Source organism: Mycobacterium sp. 852013-50091_SCH5140682, from assembly GCF_001665685.1.
Classification (GTDB): domain Bacteria; phylum Actinomycetota; class Actinomycetes; order Mycobacteriales; family Mycobacteriaceae; genus Mycobacterium.
Map to the genome: position 1 here is coordinate 24,295 of NZ_LZTB01000013.1, position 23,141 is coordinate 47,435.

17 protein-coding genes, 1 tRNA gene and 1 pseudogene are annotated in these 23,141 nt (G+C 64.7%); 8 read left to right on the plus strand and 11 right to left on the minus strand.

The window, feature by feature from the left end:
- Positions 1-585: 585 nt before the first annotated feature.
- Complete coding sequence (locus A5784_RS05250; RefSeq protein ID WP_156750388.1) at positions 586-966, plus strand: hypothetical protein; 381 nt, start codon at positions 586-588, stop codon at positions 964-966.
- An 88-nt stretch (positions 967-1,054) separates the two neighbouring features.
- On the opposite strand, the gene A5784_RS05255 is transcribed toward A5784_RS05250, so the two are convergent.
- The 4 genes from A5784_RS05255 to A5784_RS05280 all read right to left on the minus strand — a co-directional run bounded on the left by A5784_RS05255 (position 1,055) and on the right by A5784_RS05280 (position 5,620).
- On the minus strand, positions 1,055-1,960 hold the full coding sequence (locus A5784_RS05255; RefSeq protein WP_064943023.1) for a hypothetical protein: 906 nt from the start codon (positions 1,958-1,960) through the stop codon (positions 1,055-1,057).
- Entirely contained in the window at positions 1,957-3,759 is a 1,803-nt protein-coding gene (locus tag A5784_RS05260; RefSeq protein ID WP_156750389.1) for a caspase family protein, read from the minus strand. The genes A5784_RS05255 and A5784_RS05260 overlap by 4 nt, the downstream gene beginning before the upstream one ends.
- 857 nt (positions 3,760-4,616) lie before the next feature.
- The gene (locus A5784_RS05270) at positions 4,617-5,138 is read right to left on the minus strand and encodes a hypothetical protein (RefSeq protein ID WP_064943029.1); all 522 of its coding nucleotides are present in this window, start codon (positions 5,136-5,138) and stop codon (positions 4,617-4,619) included.
- 408 nt (positions 5,139-5,546) lie between these two features.
- A tRNA-Ile gene (locus A5784_RS05280) sits at positions 5,547-5,620 on the minus strand.
- 119 nt (positions 5,621-5,739) lie between these two features.
- Between A5784_RS05280 and A5784_RS05285 the strand changes: the two genes are divergently transcribed.
- Entirely contained in the window at positions 5,740-6,945 is a 1,206-nt protein-coding gene (locus tag A5784_RS05285; protein ID WP_064943033.1) for a serine hydrolase domain-containing protein, read from the plus strand.
- An 82-nt stretch (positions 6,946-7,027) separates the two neighbouring features.
- On the opposite strand, the gene A5784_RS05290 is transcribed toward A5784_RS05285, so the two are convergent.
- Genes A5784_RS05290 through A5784_RS05300 form a run of 3 tightly spaced genes read right to left on the minus strand, consistent with a single transcriptional unit; the run spans position 7,028 to position 10,744 of the window.
- The gene (locus A5784_RS05290; RefSeq protein WP_502687494.1) at positions 7,028-7,846 is read right to left on the minus strand and encodes a carboxymuconolactone decarboxylase family protein; all 819 of its coding nucleotides are present in this window, start codon (positions 7,844-7,846) and stop codon (positions 7,028-7,030) included.
- A 22-nt stretch (positions 7,847-7,868) separates the two neighbouring features.
- Positions 7,869-9,230: a metallopeptidase TldD-related protein gene (locus A5784_RS05295; protein ID WP_064943037.1), complete on the minus strand. Its 1,362-nt coding sequence runs from the start codon at positions 9,228-9,230 to the stop codon at positions 7,869-7,871.
- Entirely contained in the window at positions 9,227-10,744 is a 1,518-nt protein-coding gene (locus A5784_RS05300) for a TldD/PmbA family protein (protein WP_064943039.1), read from the minus strand. The genes A5784_RS05295 and A5784_RS05300 overlap by 4 nt, the downstream gene beginning before the upstream one ends.
- A gap of 56 nt (positions 10,745-10,800) precedes the next feature.
- On the opposite strand from A5784_RS05300, the gene A5784_RS05305 reads away from it, so the two are divergent.
- From A5784_RS05305 to A5784_RS05320, 4 genes are all read left to right on the plus strand, one after another.
- Positions 10,801-12,465, plus strand: a complete 1,665-nt coding sequence (locus A5784_RS05305) for a sulfatase-like hydrolase/transferase (RefSeq protein ID WP_064943041.1) — start codon at positions 10,801-10,803, stop codon at positions 12,463-12,465.
- 76 nt (positions 12,466-12,541) lie between these two features.
- Positions 12,542-13,528: an NAD-dependent epimerase/dehydratase family protein gene (locus A5784_RS05310; protein WP_064943043.1), complete on the plus strand. Its 987-nt coding sequence runs from the start codon at positions 12,542-12,544 to the stop codon at positions 13,526-13,528.
- 177 nt (positions 13,529-13,705) lie between these two features.
- Positions 13,706-14,695, plus strand: a complete 990-nt coding sequence (locus tag A5784_RS05315; protein WP_502687495.1) for a glycoside hydrolase family 6 protein — start codon at positions 13,706-13,708, stop codon at positions 14,693-14,695.
- A 54-nt stretch (positions 14,696-14,749) separates the two neighbouring features.
- Positions 14,750-15,241 carry a DinB family protein gene (locus A5784_RS05320; protein ID WP_232005946.1) on the plus strand — a complete coding sequence of 164 codons (492 nt, stop codon included), beginning with the start codon at positions 14,750-14,752 and terminating at the stop codon, positions 15,239-15,241.
- Between the two features lie 10 nt (positions 15,242-15,251).
- Here the strand turns inward: A5784_RS05320 and fahA are convergent, their stop codons facing one another.
- The 4 genes from fahA to dctA all read right to left on the minus strand — a co-directional run bounded on the left by fahA (position 15,252) and on the right by dctA (position 20,631).
- Positions 15,252-16,526 carry a fumarylacetoacetase gene (fahA, locus tag A5784_RS05325; protein ID WP_232005947.1) on the minus strand — a complete coding sequence of 425 codons (1,275 nt, stop codon included), beginning with the start codon at positions 16,524-16,526 and terminating at the stop codon, positions 15,252-15,254.
- A complete protein-coding gene (gene hmgA / locus A5784_RS05330) occupies positions 16,523-17,845 on the minus strand; it encodes a homogentisate 1,2-dioxygenase (protein ID WP_064943049.1) in 1,323 nt (440 codons plus the stop codon). The genes fahA and hmgA overlap by 4 nt, the downstream gene beginning before the upstream one ends.
- The gene (gene hppD / locus A5784_RS05335) at positions 17,845-19,062 is read right to left on the minus strand and encodes a 4-hydroxyphenylpyruvate dioxygenase (RefSeq protein WP_197514641.1); all 1,218 of its coding nucleotides are present in this window, start codon (positions 19,060-19,062) and stop codon (positions 17,845-17,847) included. The genes hmgA and hppD overlap by 1 nt, the downstream gene beginning before the upstream one ends.
- A 168-nt stretch (positions 19,063-19,230) precedes the next feature.
- A complete protein-coding gene (dctA, locus tag A5784_RS05340) occupies positions 19,231-20,631 on the minus strand; it encodes a C4-dicarboxylate transporter DctA (protein ID WP_064943053.1) in 1,401 nt (466 codons plus the stop codon).
- 147 nt (positions 20,632-20,778) lie between these two features.
- Here dctA and A5784_RS05345 point away from each other — a divergent pair, with 147 nt between their 5' ends.
- Complete coding sequence (locus tag A5784_RS05345; RefSeq protein ID WP_064943055.1) at positions 20,779-21,480, plus strand: GntR family transcriptional regulator; 702 nt, start codon at positions 20,779-20,781, stop codon at positions 21,478-21,480.
- An 80-nt stretch (positions 21,481-21,560) separates the two neighbouring features.
- Positions 21,561-23,104, plus strand: a pseudogene (locus tag A5784_RS05350) (NCS1 family nucleobase:cation symporter-1).
- Positions 23,105-23,141 lie beyond the last annotated feature (37 nt).

Genomic DNA, 23,141 nt, shown 5'->3' on the forward strand with positions numbered 1-23,141 from the left:
CATTCCATAGTGACGGGAGCACACTCGGGGTATGCCCGGCAGGCGGGGGCCACGGGACGGAACACTCATTCGCATATGTACTGGACCGCGACCACGGGGACCAAGCGCACGGAGAGCACAAGTGGTTTGCATGCCTAGCGTGCAATGGCGTCGTCCATGGACCCGAAGGGGATCGTGCATGTCCAGGCCATAGCGAATTTGTGATCGGTCACTCTCCGGGAGACTTGAACGACCCACCCTTGCTACGAGTGCACTTCTTTGGCGATTGAATTTCGGGGTTCAAGTTCGCTTCACTGTCTGCTGCGGCCCATTCGTGTGTGGGTGGGCTGGTCTTCTTTGTGACTATCTCCACGCAACAAGTATGAGCAGCGGCGCCAGGCAGCCAGCTCGCAGTTAGAGCCGTTACGTGTCTCGCGCAAGAAAAACCTCTTCCCGGGTTCGCCCTTGGCATCGGCGCAACCGCCAATCAGAATCAAAGTCCGTTAGAGAATACGGGGAGCCCCCAACTCTATCCAGCCATTGCGGAGTCACCTTAGGCATCACATGGCACTGAGCATTCCGTCCAATCAAACCAGGGAGTTAACAATGTTCGAGCGTAATGGAGTTGTATTCTTTCCTAGAGGCAGTCGCGCCGATTACCCCAATCATCTGGCATTCACGCTGCTAGCCTCGGTGTCGCTCGGTGACGTCCGATTTCCGTTCGGCTTCTTCATTGAGGAACAGAATGGAAAACGTTTCGTTCGTCCCGGCACGGAGGACGAACGGACACAGTTGCTCCTCAAGGCGTTCCCCGACGCCGCCCCCGAGATGCTTTCTTCGGACCGGTGCCTACACGGCGGCAGCGACGGCGGGGAGGGTTGTCATATTCTTATATCCTGCCCTCTGCAATTTGAATGCATGCAGGTGTTCGACAATCCTGTGGCGGGGACCGGTCACTACACATGCGCCTGTGTCGATAGGTTCTGAGCCCGGCCCGAGCCTGGCGACAGGCAGGATTCTCATTCGTCGTTTTGGTGCCCATAATCACCCGTAGGACGATCGCGGCTCAGTATGGCTACTTCGTCAGGGCTTCATGGATGCGCGCGGCAACCACCTCGTCGTCCAGATACCCAGAGATGCTGTGCCGGTTTTCGGTCTTGTTCGAGATATCGGTCTTGTTCTCGATCTCCGGCGCGGCTGGGTCAATCGGGAAGTTCTTCGCATCCAACGGGTAGAGCGCTACGACGTCGCGCGGGTCCATCGCATTGAACCAGGCATCGGCACACTGCGGGATTCGCGTCGGTGCGAAACTCTTCAACTTCTTGCGAATCGCGGTGATGGCCAGTGGTGACCCGACCGTGACGAAGAGCGGAACCTGCCAGTTGCGTAGGTGGCCTTCGCGCCGAAACAGGTTGTAAGCGACAACGGTTCCTAACGAGTGCGAGACGACGACCGTCTCAACACCCGGCTTCATGGCCTCACAGATGCCATCCTCGATGACCTGCCGAATCCCAGAGTCGGTGAGGTAGACGTACACGTCATGGGTGAAGAGCGCGATCGTCGGACTGCTGCTCTCCGGCAGGAACCGGTCGATCGCTTGCAACGCCGCGCGGACCCATGGCCAGTTCAGTGGACCCTTCTCGACGACGTCTTGACCGGCCACCTCGGCCAGCTGCTCGTCGGAGATGCCGCGTTCCCGTCGGATCTCGTCGAGCATCGCGAGCACGAACTGTTTCTCGGCGGCGTCCGTCTCGTCCCCACGCACGATCACTTTGGCGGCTTCCGCAACCGTTTTGCCTTCACTGAGGTCGAACAGGGTGTTGCCGTAGTACGGAAATCGGACCTGAGTCTCGGGAATGGGCAGGGTCAGGCCACTTTTCGCCAGGCCCTCCCCCAACGCATCGAGCCATTCTTTCTTCAGCGCGTCGGCATCCTTGTTCTGTTGTGATCGTCCGTGAATGAACACGAGTTCCCGGGTCATCGAACATCCTTACGTTGCAGGGCATTTCGCAACTGTCCAACTCCTTCGCGTCCAAACAGCGACCACAGTGAGTCCCGCATCGTCCGTTCGATGCCATCCAATGCCGGGTGCAAGCGGATTCCGTGCGCGTTCAGCAGGTGCCAGCCCTGCGAGAGCAACGGAACGAACGGAACAACCGGGACATTGATCGTCACGTGCCTGCCGACCAGCTTGCGTGCCAACAGTTCGACATCGAAGATGCTCACCCCGAGATCTCCTCGCAGCGCGTTCGACATTTCGTCGATCCGCCCGACGGTCTGCAGGTCGTAATAGGCGTACGCGGCGTACACCGCGATCGTGGGGTCGATTCCCTTGGCGTACTGCATCTGTCGCGCCAGATCGGGGGCATCGTCGCGGTCGAGGCGGAAGCGACCGTGCTGGGCGGACGACGATGCGACACCTCGCAACGATCGGATCTCATCAGCCCGCTGCGCATACTGGGACCACCGCCAGTTGGTTTCGCAGGGTTCGCATGCGATATCGACGAGTTCGCCATCGTCGAAGGTCAGGCCGGTGATAAAGCCCGGCATGCACGGCACCAAAGCTCCGTCACCGCGTTCAAACGTGACCAACACGCTGGCGGCCGGCCCGTCGATGCCGTTGATCCGGAGCACCTGGCCGTCGGGTGCGATCATGTCGAGTTCGGCACGTGTCGCGAACGCGTCGACCATGCGAGCACCTCGAACTTTGATGCCGCACTCAGTTTCGAATACCTTCGGCCCGAAGGGCTCTGCGATCCTCTCGGCGGTCAGGACCAGATCCGTGGCCCCGGGTACAGGCGCGTCCCGAGTCAGGTCGAGTTGATCGGGCAGAGACACCACGTCGGCAACATCCAGATGTGTCGCTACCGCCGAACGCACCAGATCGGCTGTCAGACTACCCAACGTCGGCAATAACGGCGTCGGCGGAGGAGGGATCGGCGGTCCGCCCGCAGCCGGTGGCGGGGCAGTCAGGCGCGCCAGCCACTGATGACGCGAGGCGATGATCGCATCCGGGTTCTGATTGACACGGCCCAGTAGGCCCAGCGCCCGGACCCGCTGTGTCAGCTCACTCAGAAGGTACTGCTGGAGTCCGTCCGGCCGGACGTAATGGAAAGTGTCGCCTGGTGTCTCGCCCGGCTCGAGTACGTCGGGGCGGGTCCCGTCCAGTGCATCGAGCATGGCGTTCGTATAGAGCGCCGAGTAGTTCCCGGCCGCCACGGCCGGGTCCTTGATCTCGGCGGCGGTGCGACCGAGACCGCACGCGTAGAACACGTCCACCGGTTTGGATTGCGCGCCATCAGGTTCGGTGTTCGGAAACACACAGCTGCCCTTCACGCTCTGCGCCTGAATACCTTCCGGTGCCACGCGGCAGGCATCGGAGATGAAGACAACATGCTGGACGTCACCATAACGGGCGAATTCGATGGTCTCAGCGAGATCCACAGCCGCATTCGGATTGTCCGGTGCGCGCGAGAGCAACCACTTCTCACCACGGCTGATGTTCACGCCGTGTCCGGCGAAGTAAACAATGAGCTGCTCTACACCGGCGCCTCCCGTGATGGCATCGATGGCGTCGAAGATCTGGTCAGGCGTCACAATTCCGGCGGCGTCGGTGATCAGCTTCGCCTGCGTGCCATCGACCATTCCTTGTTGCACGGCCCAAGCGTGCATCCGCTCTGCACCTTTGGCGGCATCATTCAGGCGCTGCAAACCGCCCGTCTGATCCACCCCAATGAAGACTCCCCCGCGCCCCATGCCTACCTCGCCGTATCGCACCAACCCTGCGGATGCTGATAATGATCTGCCTGACGCTGGCGCGAGGCAAGGGCGCAACTTCGTTTGAGACTTCTCTCGCCAGCCGATGATTCCTCAGTCAAAGACGTTTGCTGGCCGCGCGGGAGTCGAAGTCGGAGCGTTGGATGGGAGTTGATTCTTCACTTTGTGAATTCTGCTTCCGCGGGAGCGCACATCTTCCACGTGCCTTCTTCTTTCCGCGGATATAGCGAACCGGAGTGATTGGACGCCGGTCGCTGGAATTGAATCTCTGCGACGTCACCTTTCACCGTGACGTTGGTGACGTCGAACGGTTCACGGCCGTCGGGTGTCCCTTGTCCAGAGTCATCAGGATCGAAGCCCTCACTTTCGGTGACCTCGTCGCGCTCTTCCTTGCACAGCGTCGCCAGCAGCTGTCCTGATCCTGGGTGTCGATCGCATCGGCGAACTGGGAAGCGACGTCCTTGATCGCATCCTTATCCCCGGTCCGAAACAACCACATCCAACCACCGATGCCACACAGGATCAGCAGCAGCGGAACTGTAATCGCCAGGGCGATCAGTAGCCGCGACCTTCGCGGCGCTGTCGGCGCCTGATGTCCTGACCACGGTTGCCCATACCCCGGCTGCGGGTACCCCTGAGAACTCGGTTGCGAATAGGAGTGACTCGGCGAGGCGTCCGATGGTGGAAATCCAGCAGGAGGGTAGCCAGGTTTCGGCCCGAAACCTGTTGGCGGGTAGGCCAGTTGCTGTGGCGGCGCCCATCCGGTTGCAGACAGAGGATGCCGGTCACCACCAAATGGGTCGCCCCCATACGGAGGTCGCGACGGTGGCCCTGTCACGACGCATCCAGCCGGCCGGTCATCAGTCGGTCGAGCTCGGTGCCGAGATCTTTTGGCGGGTCGATTCAGCGAAGGTTACGAACTCGGAGGGTTGCATGACACCGTAGGACTCCCAATCCGTTGCGGTGAACCCGGCGTGAGTGTGGCGCAGGAAATTCTGTACCGGGTCGGGGAAGGTATCCCAGAACCGGGGGGCATCTCCGGTTCTCGCCGGGTCCCACCCCATCCAGCACACATAGTCGTCCTCGTTGTGCTTCACCACATAAACCAGAATGAAGAAACTGTCCTTAGGGGCCTTTACCCAAAAAACTCGGACATCAATGAGCCGTTCCCGCAACACCTGGGCGAACCGCGGGATCATCGCCAAGAAATCACCGTCCCAGTGAGATAGTGCCGCCTGTTTTCGTTCCTCAGGGCCGACTCCGCTCAGTACCCCGCGCCAGCGATCCGGAACCTCGTGGGCTCGGCCAGAATCCGGCGTGATCAACTCCGCGGTTCCTTTGACAGTCAAATCAGCAGCCACTTGATCGAAGTCGATCTCCATGCGACTCATCCTCCGTTGGCTTTAACAAGATTGTTGATGATGTCTTGCAACTGATCCCTGGTTTGGTTCTGCAGGTGCAGCTGCTTTCCCACCCAGTTCCGGTCTGCCTCTGGCAGTAAGCGTTCGGCGCTGCCGCAATTCTTCGCTTTGTTTGCAGTCCACGACAGCCATTGGTAATTCAGCGGCAATCGAGTCAACATGAACATCTGATCGGACGTCAGCTTCAGGAACCCTGGGAGCTTAATCAGCTCGGCAAGCGCGACGATGTGATCTGGGAAACGAGCGCATCACCGTTCGATGATTTTCCGATTTTGCGGTATGGATAGACCGGGTCCGACGCGACGCCCCGACCTTGCTATCGCCCGACACAGAATGGCAAGCATCAACCGAGGTCATACAGCTCTGATGTGGGGCGGGCGGGGCTCGAACCCGCGACCAATGGATTATGAGTCCACGGCTCTAACCGACTGAGCTACCGCCCCGGGCGCAGCTGCGCGGAACCTATGGTCGCATACCCTCGGCAGGCGGCGCCCGGAGGCCCGACCCGGGATTCAAATCGCCGTTGCCGCGCGCCGAACGCAACGACGCGCGACCATGATGCATGACCGCATTGCGGCTCGTCCTGGCGGCGTGCCTGACCGTGGCAATGGCCGGGTGCTCGGCGCCGCACGCCGCGGCGCTCAAGACCATCGACCCCGCACACTTCCAGACGGCGGTGCAAGACGCGGCGGCGAAGCTTCAGGTGCCGGGTGCACTGGTGCTGGCGCAGACTCCGCAGGGCACCTTCACCGCGAAGGTCGGCACCACCGAACTCGGCGCGCAGAGCCCACCGCAACCCGACACGCACTTCCGGATCGCCTCCAACACCAAGACCATGACGGCCGCGCTGATCGTGCTGCTTGCCCAGGACGGCAAGCTCACCCTCGACGCGCCGATATCGGCCTACGTCCCGGGTGTCCCCAACGGCGAGAAGATCACTCTCGCAGACCTGTTGACGATGCGCAGCGGGCTCTACTGCTACACCGACGCGCCCGAGCTCTCGACCGCGCTCGACCAAGACCCGGCGAAGGCGTGGACACCGCAGGAGGTGCTGGCGATCGCGTTTGCGCATCCGCCAACCGCCCAGCCGGACAGCACCTACGAGTACTGCAACACCAACTACGCGCTGCTGGGCCTGGTCGCCGAGAAGGTGGGCGGCCGCCCGCTGGCGGAGCAGTTGCATGACCGCCTGTTCGCTCCGTTCGGGATGAACAACACGCTCCTTCCGGCCATCGATGACACGACGCTGCCCGAACCGTATGCGCACGGGTACATGTACGGAACGACGCTGTACGCCATGGTCGACGAGGATTATCCGGCCGACGTGATCGCCGCAGCACGAGCCGGCACCCTCAAGCCGGTCGATTACACCCACCAGAATCCGTCGTATGCCCAGGCGGCCGGCGGCGCCATCTCCACGGCTGCGGACCTCGCCACGTGGATGCGCGCTTTGGTGACCGGCAAGGTCTTCAATGCGGACTACCACCAGCAGTGGCTGAACAGCCTGCGGCCCGAGGACCCGGCCAAGCCGGACGGTCAGCGGTACGGGTACGGCATCAGCCACCAGCGCTACGGGCCCCACGCCGCGATGCACTACCATGGCGGAGAGATGCCCGGCTTCAACTCTTTTATGGGATACGACCCGGACAACGATGTGGCGCTGGTCATTTGGACGAACCTGACGCTGTCCCCGGACGGCAGGACGACTGCAAACGCGTTGGTACCCACCGCATTGAACGAGATCTACGCCGGCCTCAATCTCGGCTGAACCCGCCCCTGGCTGCGCTGACACTACGGTTTGTGGCGCGGAATCGTCGAAATCACGCCACAAACCGTATTGTCGGCGGGCCTCAACCGTAGATCGGTTGTCCGTCGTCGCCCAGCCGATACTGCTCGGTGCCGTCGGTCACGCGGGCCCCGTCGGCGCCCAGCGCCACCGCCACCTTGTTGTACCCGTTGCGCATCACGTCGAGGGTGAGCTCGATGGCTTCCTCGGGGGAGAAGTGTTGCAACAGTTCATCTCCCGACACCCGCGCCGGCGTCCAGATCAGTGCGTCGACATACCGTAACGCGGCCTTGTGCCGGGCGGACAGATCGGACTGCTCGTAGTGGTCGATCTCGTCGTACACCGACTCGCTACCGCCGGCCTGCAGCGCACCCGTGTCGCGTAACGACTGACACAGTCGGCAGTTGTGCTGGCGGGCCCCGCGGAGCCGAACGATCTCGGAGGTCACCGGATCGACCGAGCGCATCTGTCCCACCGCGGGGAGGAAGACGTTCATCACAAAGTCGGCCGGTTGGGTGTCGTGGTCCCAGCTGGCCGGCTCGAGCGCCACGTCCACCCCGAACGAGCGCAGCCCGGCGTGCACGCGGGGCACGAAGTCCGCGATGTAGATCAGGGTGGACACGGTGAAGACCTCGGAGCCCAGCAGATCCACGATCGCCGCCCGCTGCGCGTTGCTGATCCCGGTCACGTCCATGCTGAACTGCTCGGCGAACTCGCTCACCATGGGATCGACCGCGCCGCCGGTAGTTTCCGCAGGCAAGGGCGCCAGCCCGGTGGTCGTGGCGCACACATCGCGGATATCGGCGTTGATATCGGCCCATTTCGGCGGCGACAGCGCCACCAAACGTGTCAATTCAGTGCACACACCGGCAGTATCCACCACCAGTGCCGCCGCCACGCCGGATTTACTGAGCCTGGCTTACTGACGACATGTGGAAGTCGGGGATCCGCAGGGTCGGCATCGATGCCCGGGTGGCCCAATCGCCCCACTCGCGTGGCAGTGTCACTTCGCTCACGCCCGCCTCGGTGGCCCGCCGCAGCAGATCGAGCGGGCTCTCGTTGAACCGGAAGTTGTTGACCGCGGCGGTGACCTCGCCGTCCTCGATCAGGTAGACGCCGTCGCGGGTCAGCCCGGTCAACAACAGCACGGTCGGATCCACCTCGCGGATATACCACAGCGTGCTGAGCAAGAGCCCACGCTCGGTGCCCGCGATCATGTCGGCCAGCTCCGCCGATCCGCCGGTCATCAGCAGGTTGTCGGCGGGCGCGGTCACCGGGACGCCGTATTCGGCCGCGACGGCACGCGGATACGCCAGCGCGTCGATCACGCCGTCGCGCACCCAGTCGACCCGGCCGATGTCCATCCCGTTGTCGAAGATCGACGTCCGTTCCGAGGAGTTGGGGACCGCCACAAACGGTTGGCACGCCAGCGATTCCGCATACGGATCGGAGTACAGAGTCAGGCCCAGATCGGTGAGCCGCTCCCCCACCCGGGTGCCACCCGGCGCCGAGAGGGCGGTGCGGCCCTCCTGCGCGCCGCGGCCGTCCATGGTCCACGTCAGATAGATCATCATGTCCGCGACCGTGGACGGCGGCATGATGGTCTCGTAGCGCCCGGCCGGAAGCTCCACCGTCCGGGACGCCCAGCCCAGCCGCAGCGCCAGGTCGTCGAGCAGCGAATCGACCGGAACCGCAGTGAAATCCGGCGTGCTGAGGCCGGCCCAGGCACTGGCCCGGTCCCGCTTGGCGTTGATCTCCACCGATCCGGTCGGCTGGGTGTAGCGCCGCCGCAACCCAGCCGAGGTCGCCACGAACGTCGTCTCCACGACGTGCCGGGCGTAGCCGTAGAGCCGGTCCGATCTGCCGAAGCCACGGGCCAGGTCAGCGGCGACGCCGGCGAACACCTGCGCACCGGTGCCCGGGACGGGCTCATCCCAATCGGCGGGGACGCCGTCGGGCGGCAACGGCGGAGCCGCGTCGCGCGCAGGAGGAGCGGCCGCCGCGGCGGCTTTGGCCGCGGCCACCAGATCCGGGATCACCGCCGGATCCACCTCACTGGACCGCACCGACCCGACGTGGGCTTTGTCCCCTTGGCGCACAATCGATATCACAGTGGTGGTGCGGCTGATCGATTCCCCGTTGGTGGTCATCGAGTTACCCGCCCAGCGCAGCGCCGCGTCGGCCCGGTCGGTGACCAAGACGACAGTCTCGCTACCTGGACCCGCGGCGGCCAGCGCGATGTCGACGACCTGTTGTGCGCCGATCATCGGCCTGCCTCCGTCCGGGTGTTGAGTACGTTGATGCCACGGAACAGCGCGCTGGGACAGCCGTGACTGACCGGCGCGACCTGACCGGGTTGGGCCTTACCGCAGTTGAACGCCCCACCGAGACGCCAGGTCGACGGTCCCCCAACGGCTTCCATCGAACCCCAGAAGTCGGTCGTGGTGGCCTGATAGGCGACGTCGCGCAGTTGTCCGTCCAGCCTGCCATCGCGGATCCGGTAGAACCGCTGCCCAGTGAACTGAAAGTTGTACCGCTGCATATCGATTGACCAGCTCTTGTCGCCGACGACGTAGATGCCGTCGGACACCCGGGAGATCAGCTCGTCGGTGCTGAGGTCCTCGGCGGCGGGCTGCAGTGACACGTTGGCCATCCGCTGGATCGGCACGTGATGCGGCGAGTCGGCATACGAGCATCCGTTGGACCGGGCCTGGCCGAGCCTTGGCGCGAACACGCGGTCCAACTGGTAGCCGACGAAGATGCCGTCGCGCACCAGATCCCACGATTGTGCGCGTACTCCCTCGTCGTCGAAACCGACAGTCGCCAAGCCGAATTCCACGGTACGGTCGGCGGTCACCGTCATCACCTCGGAGCCGTAGCGCATGGTGCCGAGCTTGTCCGGGGTGGCGAACGAGGTTCCGGCGTAAGCGGCCTCGTAGCCGATGGCCCGGTCGTATTCGGTGGCGTGTCCGATCGATTCGTGAATGGTGAGCCACAGGTTGGACGGGTCGATCACCAGGTCGGTGGGGCCGGCGGCCACCGAGGGCGCCTTGGTCTTCTCGGCCAGCAGCGTCGGCAGCTCGGCCAGTTCGCCGGTCCAGTCCCACACCTCGTCGCCTGCCACCGCCTCCCACCCACGCGCGGTGGGCGGCGCCAGGGTGCGCATGGTTTCGAAGGAGCCGACGGCAGCGTCGACAGCGATGGCTTCCAGGGAGGGCAGCACCCGCACCCGCTGCTGAGTGATGGACGACCCAAAGCTGTCGGCGTAGAAGGTCTGTTCCTTGACCGCGTGCACGCCCGCGGACACGTGGTCGACGCCGTCGGCGGCCAGCAACCGCCCGGAGTATTCGTCGAGCAGCGCGATCTTGTCGGCGGACGGCACGAGGAACGGGTCGACTCCGTAGCTGGACACCCACGTCACGTCGCTGTAGACGGGTTCGGGTGCCAGCTCGATGCGTTCGGCGTTCAGTGGCGCGAGCGTCGTCGCCACCGCCACCGCCCGCCGCGCGGTCTCGGCCGCCACCGCGGGATCGAGTTCGGCGTGCGAGGCGAATCCCCAGGTACCGTCCACGATCACCCGCACGGCCAGGCCGACCTCACGGTTGACCACCGCCGTCTCCAGTTCTCCGTCGCGAAGCTGGATGATCTCGGTGGTGATGCGGTGGATCCGCAGATCCGCGTAGGTCGCACCGGCGGCCAGAGCGGCTGTCAGTGCGGCATCGGCCAACGCGAACCGGGGCAACTCCAGGAAGTCGGCATCGACACGTCGCTGAGCTGTCACCTCTCCACGGTATCGACTCGCTCCGCCGCCCAGGATCGGCCCCTAATGTGGCCTCTATGGCAAAAGTCAGTCGGCGGACGGTTCTGGGTGGCGCAGCGGTCGCCGGGGTGGCCGCAGCGGGATTGGGCGGATACGAACTGTTGCGCAGGCCGGACGCCGCCACGGGCAGCCGGCCCAACATCTTGGTCATCGTGGTCGACCAGATGCGCGCACCGCAGTGGTTCCCCGACGCAGCGCAGCTCGGAGCGTTGCTGCCGAACCTCGATGGCCTGCGAGCGCGCAGCACGGCCTTCGGTTCGCACTTCAGCGCGTCCAATATGTGCACGCCGTCCCGAGGGGTGCTGACCACGGGGCTGTACTCGCACCAGACCGGGTGTCTGTACACCGGAGAAGGTCCCACCGAGTCGACGCTGGCTGCCCGGTTCCCGACCTGGGGAACGATGCTGCGCGACGCGGGATACCGCACGTGGTGGTGGGGCAAGTGGCACCTCGGTCACGAGGCCGACAACACTCCCGACGGGCTCGACGTTCACGGATTCTCCGGCGGCACATACCCGTCGCCCAACGGAGCGCCGAATCAAGGTTTGCAGCAGGACCCTTCGATCGTCGACCAGTTCGCCGGCTGGTTCGATGACCACGCGACCGATGGCCCCTGGTGCACGACGGTGTCGCTGGTGAATCCTCACGACATCTGCTGGTGGCCGAAAAACCCTCTGCCCGAAGATGTTCCGCACTACTTCAGCGCCAAGCCGGCCAATTTCGAGACCGCCGAGGATCTGCGGCGCCGCGGTAAACCCCAGTTGCAGATCGACTACATGAACTTCATGTCGCCGTTGATGACCGGTGCGCTGGACTACACGGGGCCCGACGCCGCGGCGCAGTGGGCCCGGTGCCTCGACATGTACCTGTGGCTGCACCAGCAGGTCGACATTCAGATCGGCCGAGTGCTCGACACCCTTGCGGCCCGGCCGGACATCGACAGCAACACCGTCGTGGTATTCACCTCCGACCACGGGGAGTACGCCGGCTCCCACGGGCTGCGTGGCAAGGGCGCCGCTGTCTATGACGAGAGCATCCGGGTGCCGCTCTACATCAGGGATCCGTCCGGGCACCTCACTCCGAGTGCGGGCCAGGTGCGGACGCAACTCACGTCCAGCGCAGACCTCGCGCCGCTGCTGCTGACGATGGCACACGGCGGGGCGGGCTGGCGTTCGGATTCCCGGTACTCGTACCTGGCGAGCCGTGCGGACATCGCAGGCATTGCCGCCGACGCCACCGCACCCGGTCGGCCGTGGGTCGCGCACGCCACCGACGACATGTCGGTCGAGGAGATGGCGGCGCTGCTGAGATCCCCACTGGCACAGAAGGTTTTCGGGGCCAGCGGTCCCCCGACGAACATTCCCACCTCGGCGCCCAGCCATATTGTCGCCGTGCGGACAGCCGACGCCAAACTCGGCATGTACACGTACTGGAGGCCCGGCAGCATGGACATCGACACGTCGCGGCCCATCCATCGCGAGTTGTACGACTACGCAACACCTTCAGGGGTTCAGGAACTCGACAACCAGGCGGACCACAGCCCTAAACAGGCCGCGCTGCAAGATCTGCTCGATCATGAAGTGCTCCCCGAACTCCGAGCCCCGTTGCCCGACTTCCTCGACGACGCGCAACAGCAAGGTTTGGCGAACATGAAGGAACTTGCTGCCCTGCGCGGAGGCTGACGCGCAAAGCGCTTCCCGGCAGCGCTGAACGTACTAGCGTCGTTGCGACAATCGTTGCCCGCTAGGAGGTTGGCGCATGCGCGTGTTGGTCACCGGCGGCACCGGATTCGTGGGCGGGTGGAGCGCGAAGGTGATCGCCGACGCCGGGCACTCCGTGCGGTTTCTGGTGCGCAAACCCGAGCGCCTGCACACCAGCGTTGCCCAGCTCGGCGTCGACGTTTCGGACTACGCCGTCGGCGACATCACCGACCGCGAGTCGGTCCTGCGCGCCCTCGACGGCTGCGACGCCGTCCTGCACAGCGCCGCCCTGGTCGCCACCGACCCCAGCCAGACCGACCGGATGCTCAGCACCAACATGGCCGGCGCCCGCAACGTGCTGGGCGGCGCCGCGGAACTCGGCCTGGATCCGATCATCCACGTCTCGAGCATCACCGCGCTGTTCAACCCCGACGTGGACACGCTGCATGCCGACCTGCCCGTGTTCGGCGGAAGCGACGGCTACGGCCGGTCCAAGGCGCAGGTCGAGATCTACGCCCGTGGAATGCAGGACGGTGGTGCACCGGTGAACATCACCTACCCCGGCATGGTGATGGGTCCGCCGGTCGGCGACCAGTTCGGCGAAGCCGGCGAGGGGGTGGCCGCGGCCCTTCAACTCGGAGCGATTCCAGGTCGCAGCGCAGCCTGGACGATCGTCGATGGTCGAGATCTGGCGGCCCTGCACGCTGCGCTGCTGCAGCCGGGGCGGGGGCCGCGCCGCTATATGGCCGGCGGCCATCGCATTCCGGTGGACCGACTCGCGAAACTGCTGACCGAGGTCAGCGGCAAGACCATGCTCGCCGTCCCGGTTCCCGACACGGTGCTGCGCGCGGCGGGCCAGGTGCTCGACCGGCTTGGCCCCTACCTTCCGTTCGACACCCCCATCACCGAGGCCGGCATGCAGTACTACACCCAGATGCCGGCGTCTGACGACTCCCCGAGCGAGCGCGACCTCGGCATCACCTACCGCGATCCACAAACCACCCTCGCCGACACCGTCGCCGGGCTGCGCCGGCTCAACGGGTGAGGTGCCCACTCCTTTCGCCGCGATAAATTTTGCCCGCAGCGAGCGGCACGGCGTCGACAGTGCAGGCAGCTCCTCAACGAAGCCTCGATCCGCCGTTTGCCACCGGACCTCCGATCGCCGGGCACCTGGCGTCGGCGATTGGCGCTCGTTGCCTCGTCACAATATGTTTCTGGGGTGATTTCCTCTGCTGCCGGTGCAGTCGCGCGTTGGATAGTCCCCTCCCTGGCAGTTGCCGCCGTGGCGTGCGCGGGTGTCGCAGCCGAGACGGCGCCGGTCAGCAGCCCAGCGGTGCGCCTGGCCAGTGACGGCAACCCGCTGGCCGGACAGACCTTCTACGTCAACCCCGACTCCAAGGCGATGCGCGCGGCCAAAGGCGCGGGCAGCCCCGAGCTGGATGCCATCGCCAACACTCCGACGGCCTACTGGATGGACAACGTGTCGAGCCTCGCGGTCGACTCGAAGTACATCGCCACGGCGCAGGCGGCAGGCACCATGCCGATCCTGGCCCTCTACGGAATCCCGCATCGTGACTGCGGCAGCTACGCCGCGGGTGGGTTCGGCTCGGCGGATGCCTACAAGGGCTGGATCGACGGCGTCGCAGCAGCCATCGGCAGCGGACCCGCGGCGGTCATCCTCGAGCCCGATGCGCTGGCCATGGCCGACTGTCTGTCCGGCGCCCAGCGCCAGGAGCGCTTCGACCTGATGAGCTACGCCGTCGATGCGCTGACCCGCAACCCGGCCACCGCCCTGTACATCGACGCCGGGCACTCCCGCTGGGTGAGCGCCCCGGAGATGGCCAACCGGCTCAACCAGGTCGGCGTGGCCAAGGCACGGGGCTTCAGCCTCAACACCGCGAACTTCTTCACCACCGATGAGGAAATCGGTTACGGCGACGCGATTTCAGGAGCCGTCGGGGGCAAGCCCTACGTCATCGACACCTCGCGCAACGGCGCCGGGCCCGCAGGCGGCGACATGTACTGGTGCAACCCCAGCGGTCGTGCGCTGGGCGTCGCACCCACCACGGCGACCGGAAACGGAAACGTCGACGCCTTCCTGTGGGTGAAACGGCCCGGCGAATCCGACGGCTCGTGCGGCACCGGGGAACCATCCGCGGGCACCTTCGTCAACCAGTTCGCGGTCGACCTGGTGCGCAACGCGGGGCACTGACCCCGTCGGCGCAGCATGGCACCATCGGTCAGCGTGACGTCGATGGAGCGGCCCATGCCGCCGCTGAATGGTGATGAGCGCACGACGCTGGAGAGTTGGCTGGACTTCTACCGTGCGACGCTGGCCGCCAAATGTGAAGGCCTCGATGACGAGCAGCTGCGCATCGCCTCGGTGCCGCCGTCGGAGCTGACCCTGTTGGGCTTGATGCAGCATGCCGCAGAGGTGGAACGGAATTGGTTTCGCCGCGTGCTCACCGGTGAGCCTGCGCCCGCCATCTTCGGCCCGCGGGATCACCCCGAGGGCCACGACGGCGGCTTTGACGTATCAGCCCAGTCGTCATACCGCGCGGCATTTGAGGTCTGGCAGGACGAGATCAGCCATGCGCGCGCCAACTGCGCGCAGCGCGCGCTCGAGGACACCAGCCCGTTCATGGGCGGCGAGGTGAGCCTGCGCTGGATCTACACCCACATGATCGCCGAGTACGCCCGCCACTGTGGACATGCCGACCTGATCCGCGAACGTATCGACGGCGCCGTCGGCGCCTGAACCGCCGCGCTCAGCCGATCGCCGGCTGCACGGTCGCGACGCATTCGCCGAAACCGATGGTGACGAAACCGGGTCGGCGGGCGTGTGCGGTCAGCGTGATCTCGTCGCCGTCTTCGAGAAAAGTGCGGGTCTCACCATTCGGCAGGGTGACGGGATCCTTGCCGCCATGGCTGAGTTCCATCAAGCTGCCCTCGGAACCGGGGTCCGGGCCCGACAGGGTGCCGGTGCCGAACAGGTCACCCGGCCGCAGGTCGCAGCCATTGCTGGTGTGATGCGTGATCATCTGCCCCACGCCCCAGTACATGTGCCGGGTGGAGGACCGAGCGAGCACGGCCGGTGCGTCTCCCCTCTCGCGCATGCGGGATGTGCGGATGCGGACCTCGAGGTCGACAGCGAGGCCGCCGTCGTCGCGGGACGACGCGCTGTCGAGATAGGCCGGCAGCGGCGGATCGTCGACGGGTCGGCTCAGCGGAATCCGGAACGGCGCCAACGCTTCCGGCGTGATCACCCACGGCGAGACGGTGGTGCCGAAGTTCTTCGCCAGGAACGGGCCCAGCGGCTGGTACTCCCAGGCTTGGACGTCGCGTGCCGACCAATCGTTGAGCAGGCAGTAGCCGGCGATCTGGCTTTCGGCCTGATCGAGAGGCACCGGCTCGCCGAGACGGTTGCCCGGCCCGATCCACACCCCCAGTTCCAGTTCGAAGTCCAGCCGCCGGGTCGGAGCGAACGTGGGTGTCTCTGCCAGCTTGAGCTGACCGTGCGGGCGGATGATCGGCGTGCCGCTGACGCGGACACTGGATGCCCGCCCGTGATAGGCGATGGGGATCCACTTGTAGTTGGGCAGCAGCGGCGCATCGGGCCGCAACTGCGCACCGATGTTGCGGGCGTGGTGGATTCCGACGTAGAAGTCCGTGTAGTCCCCGATGCGGGCCGGCAGCAGGACGTCGACTTCCTTTACCGCAGTGAGGAACTCAGCAACGGCCCGCTGGTGTGCGGCGCCGTCGACGAGCAACGACTGAAGGTCGGTGCGCAGCGCGACGCGCGGTGCGGCACCGAGGGCGAACAAATCGTTGAGGGTGCCACCCGCCGCGGCGCGGGCGGCGTCCCGGGCCGCCTCGCTGAGCAATCCTGACGCCGCGAGGGCGCGCAGGTCGAGGACGGCGTCGCCGATGCGGACCACACCGCGCGGTTCGTCGCCGGCGCTCACCACACCGAACGGCAGGTTCTGCAAGGGGAAATCACTGTCGGGCCCCGCGGAGGGGACCCAGCTTCTGGGCGGTGTCACGGCCGGCTGGGGTCGAATCGCTTGGTCAGCCCGCTCCAGCAGTCCGAATAGTCCAACTGGCGCTGCGGAACATCGGCGGCGTAGCGCGTAACCCTCTGGGGGAAGCGGGTTTCGAACATGAAGGCCAGCGTGTTCTCCTGTTTCACCGGTTTCAGTGTGGCGGTGCTGGCGGCCTCGAAGGCCTGGGCATCAGGGCCGTGGGGCATCATGCCGTTGTGCAGGCTGAAGCCGCCCGGCACAAAGCCATCCGGCTTGGCGTCGTACACGCCGTGAACGAGTCCCATGAACTCACTCATGACGTTCATGTGATACCAGGGCGGACGGAAGGTGTCCTCGGCGACCATCCACCGCTCCGGAAAACAGACGAAGTCGACGTTGGCAGTTCCCGGGGTCTCGCTCGGCGATGTCAGGACCGTGAAGATGGACGGGTCGGCGTGATCGAACAGCACTGGACCGACGGGTGAAAACCGGCGCATATCGTACTTGTACGGAGCGTAATTCCCGTGCCAGGCAACGACATCGAGCGGGCAATGGTCCAGCTCGGTCTGCCACACGGTGCCGCCCCACTTGACGTACAACGTGCACGGCTCGTCACGGTCTTCGTAGGCTGCCACGGGGGTCAGAAAGTCGCGGGAATTGGCCAGGCAATTGGCGCCGATCGGTCCCCGTTCCGGCAGGGTGAAGGACCCGCCGTAGTTTTCGCACAGGTAGCCCCGCGCCGGGCCGTCGGGCACTTCGACACGCAGTTTCACGCCGCGCGGGATGACGACGATCTCGGCGGGCTCGGCATCGATGATGCCGAACTCGGTCCAGAACCGGACCGTCCCGTGTTCGAGGACGAACAGCATCTCCGCATCGCCGTTGTAGAAGCAGCTGTCCACCATCGAGCCGGTGATGCAGTAGACGCTGCAGGCGAAACCCGTACGGGTGCCGACGTCGCCGCCGGTGCTGATGGTCCGGATACCGGTGATGAATGTGGTGGCCTCATCGGGTATCGGCAGTGCGTTCCAACGCATTTGGGCGATGGGCACGGGCGGGGCGTCATCGGGTGCCGAACGCCAATGGGCGACTCCCCCGGTGCCGCTATCGGGATCGGTGGCCACGGCCGTGAACCGGCCCGAGTGGGCGACGCTGGGCCGGATGCGGTACAGCCAGGACCGCTCGTTGTGGGCCCGCGGCGCGGTGAACGGTGACCCGCTCAGCTGCTCGGCATAGAGCCCGTAGGCGCAGCGCTGCGGCGAGTTGCGGCCGACCGGTAGTGCCCCGGGTAATGCTTCGCTTTCGAAGGCGTTGCCGAAGCCGGACTGGTAGTCGGTCATCAGAGATTGCCGCGCTTTTCCTGCTCACGCTCGATCGACTCGAACAGGGCCTTGAAGTTGCCCTTCCCGAAGCCGAGTGACCCGTGCCGCTCGATCAGTTCGAAGAACACCGTCGGCCGGTCCCCCAACGGCTTGGTGAAGATCTGCAGCAGATAGCCGTCCTCGTCCCGGTCGACAAGGATGCCGCGCTTGTGCAGTTCTTCTACCGGGACCCGTACCTCGCCGATGCGGGCACGCAACTGCGGATCCTCGTAATACGCGTCGGGCGTATCGAGGAACTGCACGCCTCGCTTGCGCAGCACGTCGACGCTGCGCACGATGTCGTCGGTTGCCAGCGCCAGGTGCTGCGCCCCGGGCCCGCGATAGAACTCCAGGTACTCGTCGATCTGCGACTTGCGTTTGGCGACAGCCGGTTCGTTGAGCGGAAACTTGACGCGGTGGTTGCCGTTGGCGACGACCTTCGACATCAGCGCGGAATAGTCGGTGGCGATGTCATCGCCGATGAACTCCGCCATGTTCACAAAGCCCATGACCCGGCGGTAGAAGTCGACCCATTCGTCCATCTTGCCGAGCTCGACATTGCCCACGATGTGGTCCAGCGCCTGGAACAGCCGCTCGGATGCGGCCGCACCCTCGACATGCGTACTCGTCGCCGGCTGGTATCCCGGCAGGTAGGGACCGCTGTACCGAGTGCCGTTCACCTCCCGCTGGACAAGGGTGTGCCGGGTTTCCCCGTACGCCGCGATGGCCGCGACCCGCACGATGCCATGCTCGTCGGATATGTCGTGCGGCTCTTCGAGCACCGTCGCGCCTGCCCGTCGCGCCTGCCCGATGCACTTGTCGACGTCCGGGACCTCGAGCGCGATGTCGACGACGCCGTCACCGTGCTTGGCCTGGTGGGCCACCAGCGGGCTGTCGGGGTTGACGGCTCCTTTGAGCACAAACCGGATGGAACCCGACCGCAGGACGAACGCCTTGTGGTCGCGGTTGCCGTTCTCCGGGCCCGAGTAGGCGACCAACTCCATGCCCCAGGTGGACTGGTAGTAGCTGGCGGCCTGAGTGGCATTGCCGACGACGAAAACGATGGCGTCCCAGCCATTGACGGGGAAAGGGTCATTGCTCTGGTCGTACTCGACGAGGCCCACGAGCTGTCTGAGCTGGTTGAGATCGAGCTCAGCCTGCTTTTCCTGCTCACTCAAATCGATCTGGTCGGTCATGATGGCATCCGTTCCATGCACCATGGTAGTTCCGGAACCACCCGTGCGGGTGCAGGCGCGGCCGACGTGGACGGCGGCAGACTCACTGCACCGGCAGCCTCCACATCGGGTAGAGCGCCGGACAATCGGACACGACCAACTCACCCATGGGTTCGTAGCCGATCGCGGTCAGGGGCGCGGATTCACCGCGGCTTCCTCCGGTGTCGACGCGAGTTCGCCACTGATCGGGTCGGGTTCGACGAGGGGCGGTACATCCTCGCCCGCGAGGACACGGCGCATCCGGTCCTTGTCCAGCTGGCCCTCCCAATTGGCGACGACGAAGGTGGCCACACAGTTGCCCAGCAGGTTCACCGATACGCGCATCGAGTCCATGATGCGGTCGGCGCCGAGCAACAGCGCCACCGCGGCAACCGGGATGGCGCCGTGCCCGATCGCCGCGACGGTCGCCGACAGCGCCAGGAACGACGAACCAGGAACCCCCGCCATCCCTTTGGAGGTCAGCATCAGGACCAGAACCGCGGTGATCTGCTCACCCAGGCTCAGGTCTACGCCGAGTGCCTGAGCGAGGAACAGCACGCAGATCGACAAGTACAGAGTCGCGCCGTCCAGATTGAACGAATACCCGGTCGGCACAACCAGACCCGTGGTGGTGCGCGAGCAACCGGCGTTGGTGAGCTTGGTCATGATCCGAGGTAGCACCACCTCCGTGGAGGCGGTACCCAACGCGAGGAAGAACTCATCTTTGATGTAGACGAGGAATCTCCACAGGTTCACGCCGGCGAACACCTTGACGATCACCGCGAGTATGACGATGAACAGCACTGCCGCCAGGTAGCAGGCGGCGATCAGCTTGCCATAACTGGCCAGCGAGGCGATGCCGTACTGCCCGATGATGTAGGCCATCGCACCGAAAGCGCCGAGCGGCGCCAGCCGCATCACCCAACCGATGATGGTGAAGAAGATGTGGCTCATGTGATCGACGAATTCGAGGATCACCGGCGGACCGGACTCACCGAACTTGGCCAGTGCGAGGCCGAACAGCACTGCGAAGAACAGCACCTGCAGCAGCGCGTTCTCGGCGAAGGCTGATACGACCGATGTCGGGATGATGTTGAGCAGGAATTCGACGGTGTGCGGCAGCTCGCCGTTACTCGTCTTTTTGGCGACGGCTTCGGCCCCGGTCACCAAGGTCTGCGGGTCGATACTGAAACCGGCGCCTGGTTTGACGAGATTACCGACGACCAAGCCGAACAGAAGCGCGAAGGTCGTCACCGCCTCGAAGTAGACGAGCGCCTTCACTCCGATCCGGCCCACCGACTTCAGATCTCCGACGTGAGCGATACCGAGCACCACCGTGCAGAAGATGATCGGCGCGATGAGCATCTTGATCAGCTTGATGAATCCGTCGGCCAGTGGCTTGAGAGCGCCACCGGCGTCGGGCCACAACCAGCCGAGGAGGACACCTGCGACGATCGCTACCAGCAACTGGAAGAACAGCGATGTGTACCACGGCGGCCTGTTTGCCAGCCGGACCATCTCACTGTTCGGCGGATCGATCGTATGTGTCATTCGCGAAAAGCTAGATTTGCGTTGTTATCCCGACGTTAAGCCGTCGCTACCCCGCTGTACCGATCAAGAGATATTCCGCCGGGGCGACCATCAGACTGAAACATCGGCGACCCCTTGTCGCAACACCGCGGAGCTATCCTCGCGAGCATGCGGCCTCGACGGCGTTCGGCCCTGCTCGAACACTTGGCCGCTTTACCAGGTGGCCCCTCGCAGCAGGCCGTCCTCGATGAGCTGCGCCGCACGATCGTCTCCGGCGGTGTACCGCCAGGAACGTCGATACCACTGACCGAGGTCGCGAATCTTTTTGGGGTCAGCCAGATCCCGGTGCGCGAGGCGCTGAAGACCCTGATGGGCGAAGGACTCGTCGCCCATCGGCGAAACTCCGGTTACACAGTGGCCCTGCTGACGGCCCAGGAGTTACGCGAGATGTACATCGTGCGCGAAACGCTGGAGTCCGCGGCACTGCTGGCCGCGGTGGTCAACGCGAGCGACACGGATCGAGCAGTTGCTGTCGCGGTGAACAACCTGCTCGCGCAGGCGGTCGCCGACAACGACGCGGTCGCCTATCACCGACAGAGCCGGCACTTTCATGCCGCACTGACCAGGCCATCTCGCATGCACCGATTACTGCACATGCTCGAAACGGCGTGGAACGTCACCGAACCCGTGCAATCTATGGTCCACGTCAGCCCCGCGGCCCGAAAGCAACTCCACGCCGACCACGGTGCGATGCTGGACGCATTTCTCGCCGGGGACGCCGAGCGGTTGGTGGCCGCCTCCGAGGCGCATGCCGCGCGCCTCAACGCCGTCATCTCGACCCTGCCTGCGGATACCGGGCTGCTGGCCTGAGTGCCGAATATATCTTTCTCGCAATTACGGCATAGCGCAGCGGAAACAGCGGGGAAACAGTTCATCCCTACCGTCGGTCGATGACTGAAACCGCTGTACCTCAGACGACAGTACCGCCCGGCACTGCAGTGGGGTCCGGGGATCTCGTTGAGGCGGCCGGGCATCCGGTCGGCAGCGGTGAGATCAAACCGGGCTACGACCCACGGCTCACCAACGAGGATCTCGCACCGCTGCGCAAGCAGACCTGGGGTTCGTACAACATCTTCGCGTTCTGGATGTCCGACGTACACAGCGTCGGCGGATACGTCACCGCCGGCAGCCTGTTCGCGCTGGGACTGGCCAGCTGGCAGGTCCTCGTGGCACTGCTGATCGGCATCACGATCGTCTACTTCCTGTGCAACCTGGTCGCCAAGCCCAGCCAAACCGCAGGCGTGCCCTACCCGGTCATCTGCCGGACGGTATTCGGAGTGCTGGGGGCCAACATCCGGCCATCATCCGTGGCCTGATCGCCTTGGCCTGGTACGGCATTCAAACGTTCCTGGCGTCAGCTGCGCTCGACATCGTTCTGATCAAGCTGTTCCCGGCGCTCGCGCCGTACGCCGTGGTCGCCGACTATGGATTCGCCGGACTGTCATTGCTGGGCTGGGGCAGCTTCCTGCTGCTGTGGGTGCTGCAGGCCTGCGTGTTCTGGCGCGGCATGGAGTCGATCCGCAAGTTCATCGACTTCTGCGGCCCGGCCGTCTACGTGGTGATGTTTCTGCTGTGCGGTTACCTGATCTTTCAGGCAGGTTGGGGTGCAATTGATCTCAACCTGGGTGGGGTCACCTACACCGGCTGGTCCGCTGTGCCGGTCATGCTGGGTGCCATCGCACTGGTCGTGTCGTACTTCTCCGGCCCGATGCTCAACTTCGGCGACTTCTCCCGCTACGGACGGTCGTTCGAGGCGGTGAAGAAGGGCAACCTGTTGGGTCTGCCGGTGAACTTCCTGGTGTTCTCGGTGCTGGTGGTGGTCACGGCATCGCTGACGCTGCCAGTGTTCGGCGAGCTGATCACTGACCGGGTCCAGACCGTGGCTCGCATCGACTCCACGTTCGCAATCATCTTGGGCGCGTTGACGTTCACGATCGCCACCATCGGCATCAACATCGTCGCCAACTTCATCAGCCCCGCGTTCGACTTCTCCAACCTCAGCCCACAGCGCATCAGTTGGCGTGCCGGTGGCATGATCGCGGCGGTCGGTTCGGTGTTGATCACACCGTGGAACCTCTACAACAACCCCGAGGTCATCCACTACACGCTGGAGACCCTCGGTGCGTTCATCGGCCCGCTGTTCGGTGTCCTCATCGCCGACTACTACCTGGTGCGCAAGCAGAAGGTCGTAGTCGACGATCTGTTCACCATGGACACATCCGGAAAGTACTGGTACCGGGGCGGTTACAACAGAGCCGCAGTGATCGCCACGGTGGTGGGTGCCGTGTTGGCCGTCATCCCCGTGCTGCTCGGCGGATCGGTCGCCGGCATGCACACGGCGGCGCAGTACAGCTGGTTTATCGGCTGCGGTGTGGCGTTCGGACTTTACTACGTACTGGCCAAACGGGACAGTATGGTCGCCGCGTCGCTGTAGGCGCGTGAGATTGCGTCCAGGGTCGTGGTTTCTCGAA

Coding starts and splice junctions, on each gene's coding strand:
- A5784_RS05345 (WP_064943055.1), top strand. CDS start 20,779: ATGCGGCCTCGACGGCGTTCGGCCCTGCTCGAACACTTGGCCGCTTTA.
- A5784_RS05320 (WP_232005946.1), top strand. CDS start 14,750: ATGCCGCCGCTGAATGGTGATGAGCGCACGACGCTGGAGAGTTGGCTG.
- A5784_RS05295 (WP_064943037.1), bottom strand. CDS start 9,230: ATGATCGGCGCACAACAGGTCGTCGACATCGCGCTGGCCGCCGCGGGT.
- A5784_RS05250 (WP_156750388.1), top strand. CDS start 586: ATGTTCGAGCGTAATGGAGTTGTATTCTTTCCTAGAGGCAGTCGCGCC.
- A5784_RS05305 (WP_064943041.1), top strand. CDS start 10,801: ATGGCAAAAGTCAGTCGGCGGACGGTTCTGGGTGGCGCAGCGGTCGCC.
- A5784_RS05255 (WP_064943023.1), bottom strand. CDS start 1,960: ATGACCCGGGAACTCGTGTTCATTCACGGACGATCACAACAGAACAAG.
- hmgA (WP_064943049.1), bottom strand. CDS start 17,845: ATGACCGACTACCAGTCCGGCTTCGGCAACGCCTTCGAAAGCGAAGCA.
- A5784_RS05285 (WP_064943033.1), top strand. CDS start 5,740: ATGACCGCATTGCGGCTCGTCCTGGCGGCGTGCCTGACCGTGGCAATG.
- A5784_RS05310 (WP_064943043.1), top strand. CDS start 12,542: ATGCGCGTGTTGGTCACCGGCGGCACCGGATTCGTGGGCGGGTGGAGC.
- hppD (WP_197514641.1), bottom strand. CDS start 19,062: ATGACCGACCAGATCGATTTGAGTGAGCAGGAAAAGCAGGCTGAGCTC.
- A5784_RS05270 (WP_064943029.1), bottom strand. CDS start 5,138: ATGGAGATCGACTTCGATCAAGTGGCTGCTGATTTGACTGTCAAAGGA.
- dctA (WP_064943053.1), bottom strand. CDS start 20,631: ATGACACATACGATCGATCCGCCGAACAGTGAGATGGTCCGGCTGGCA.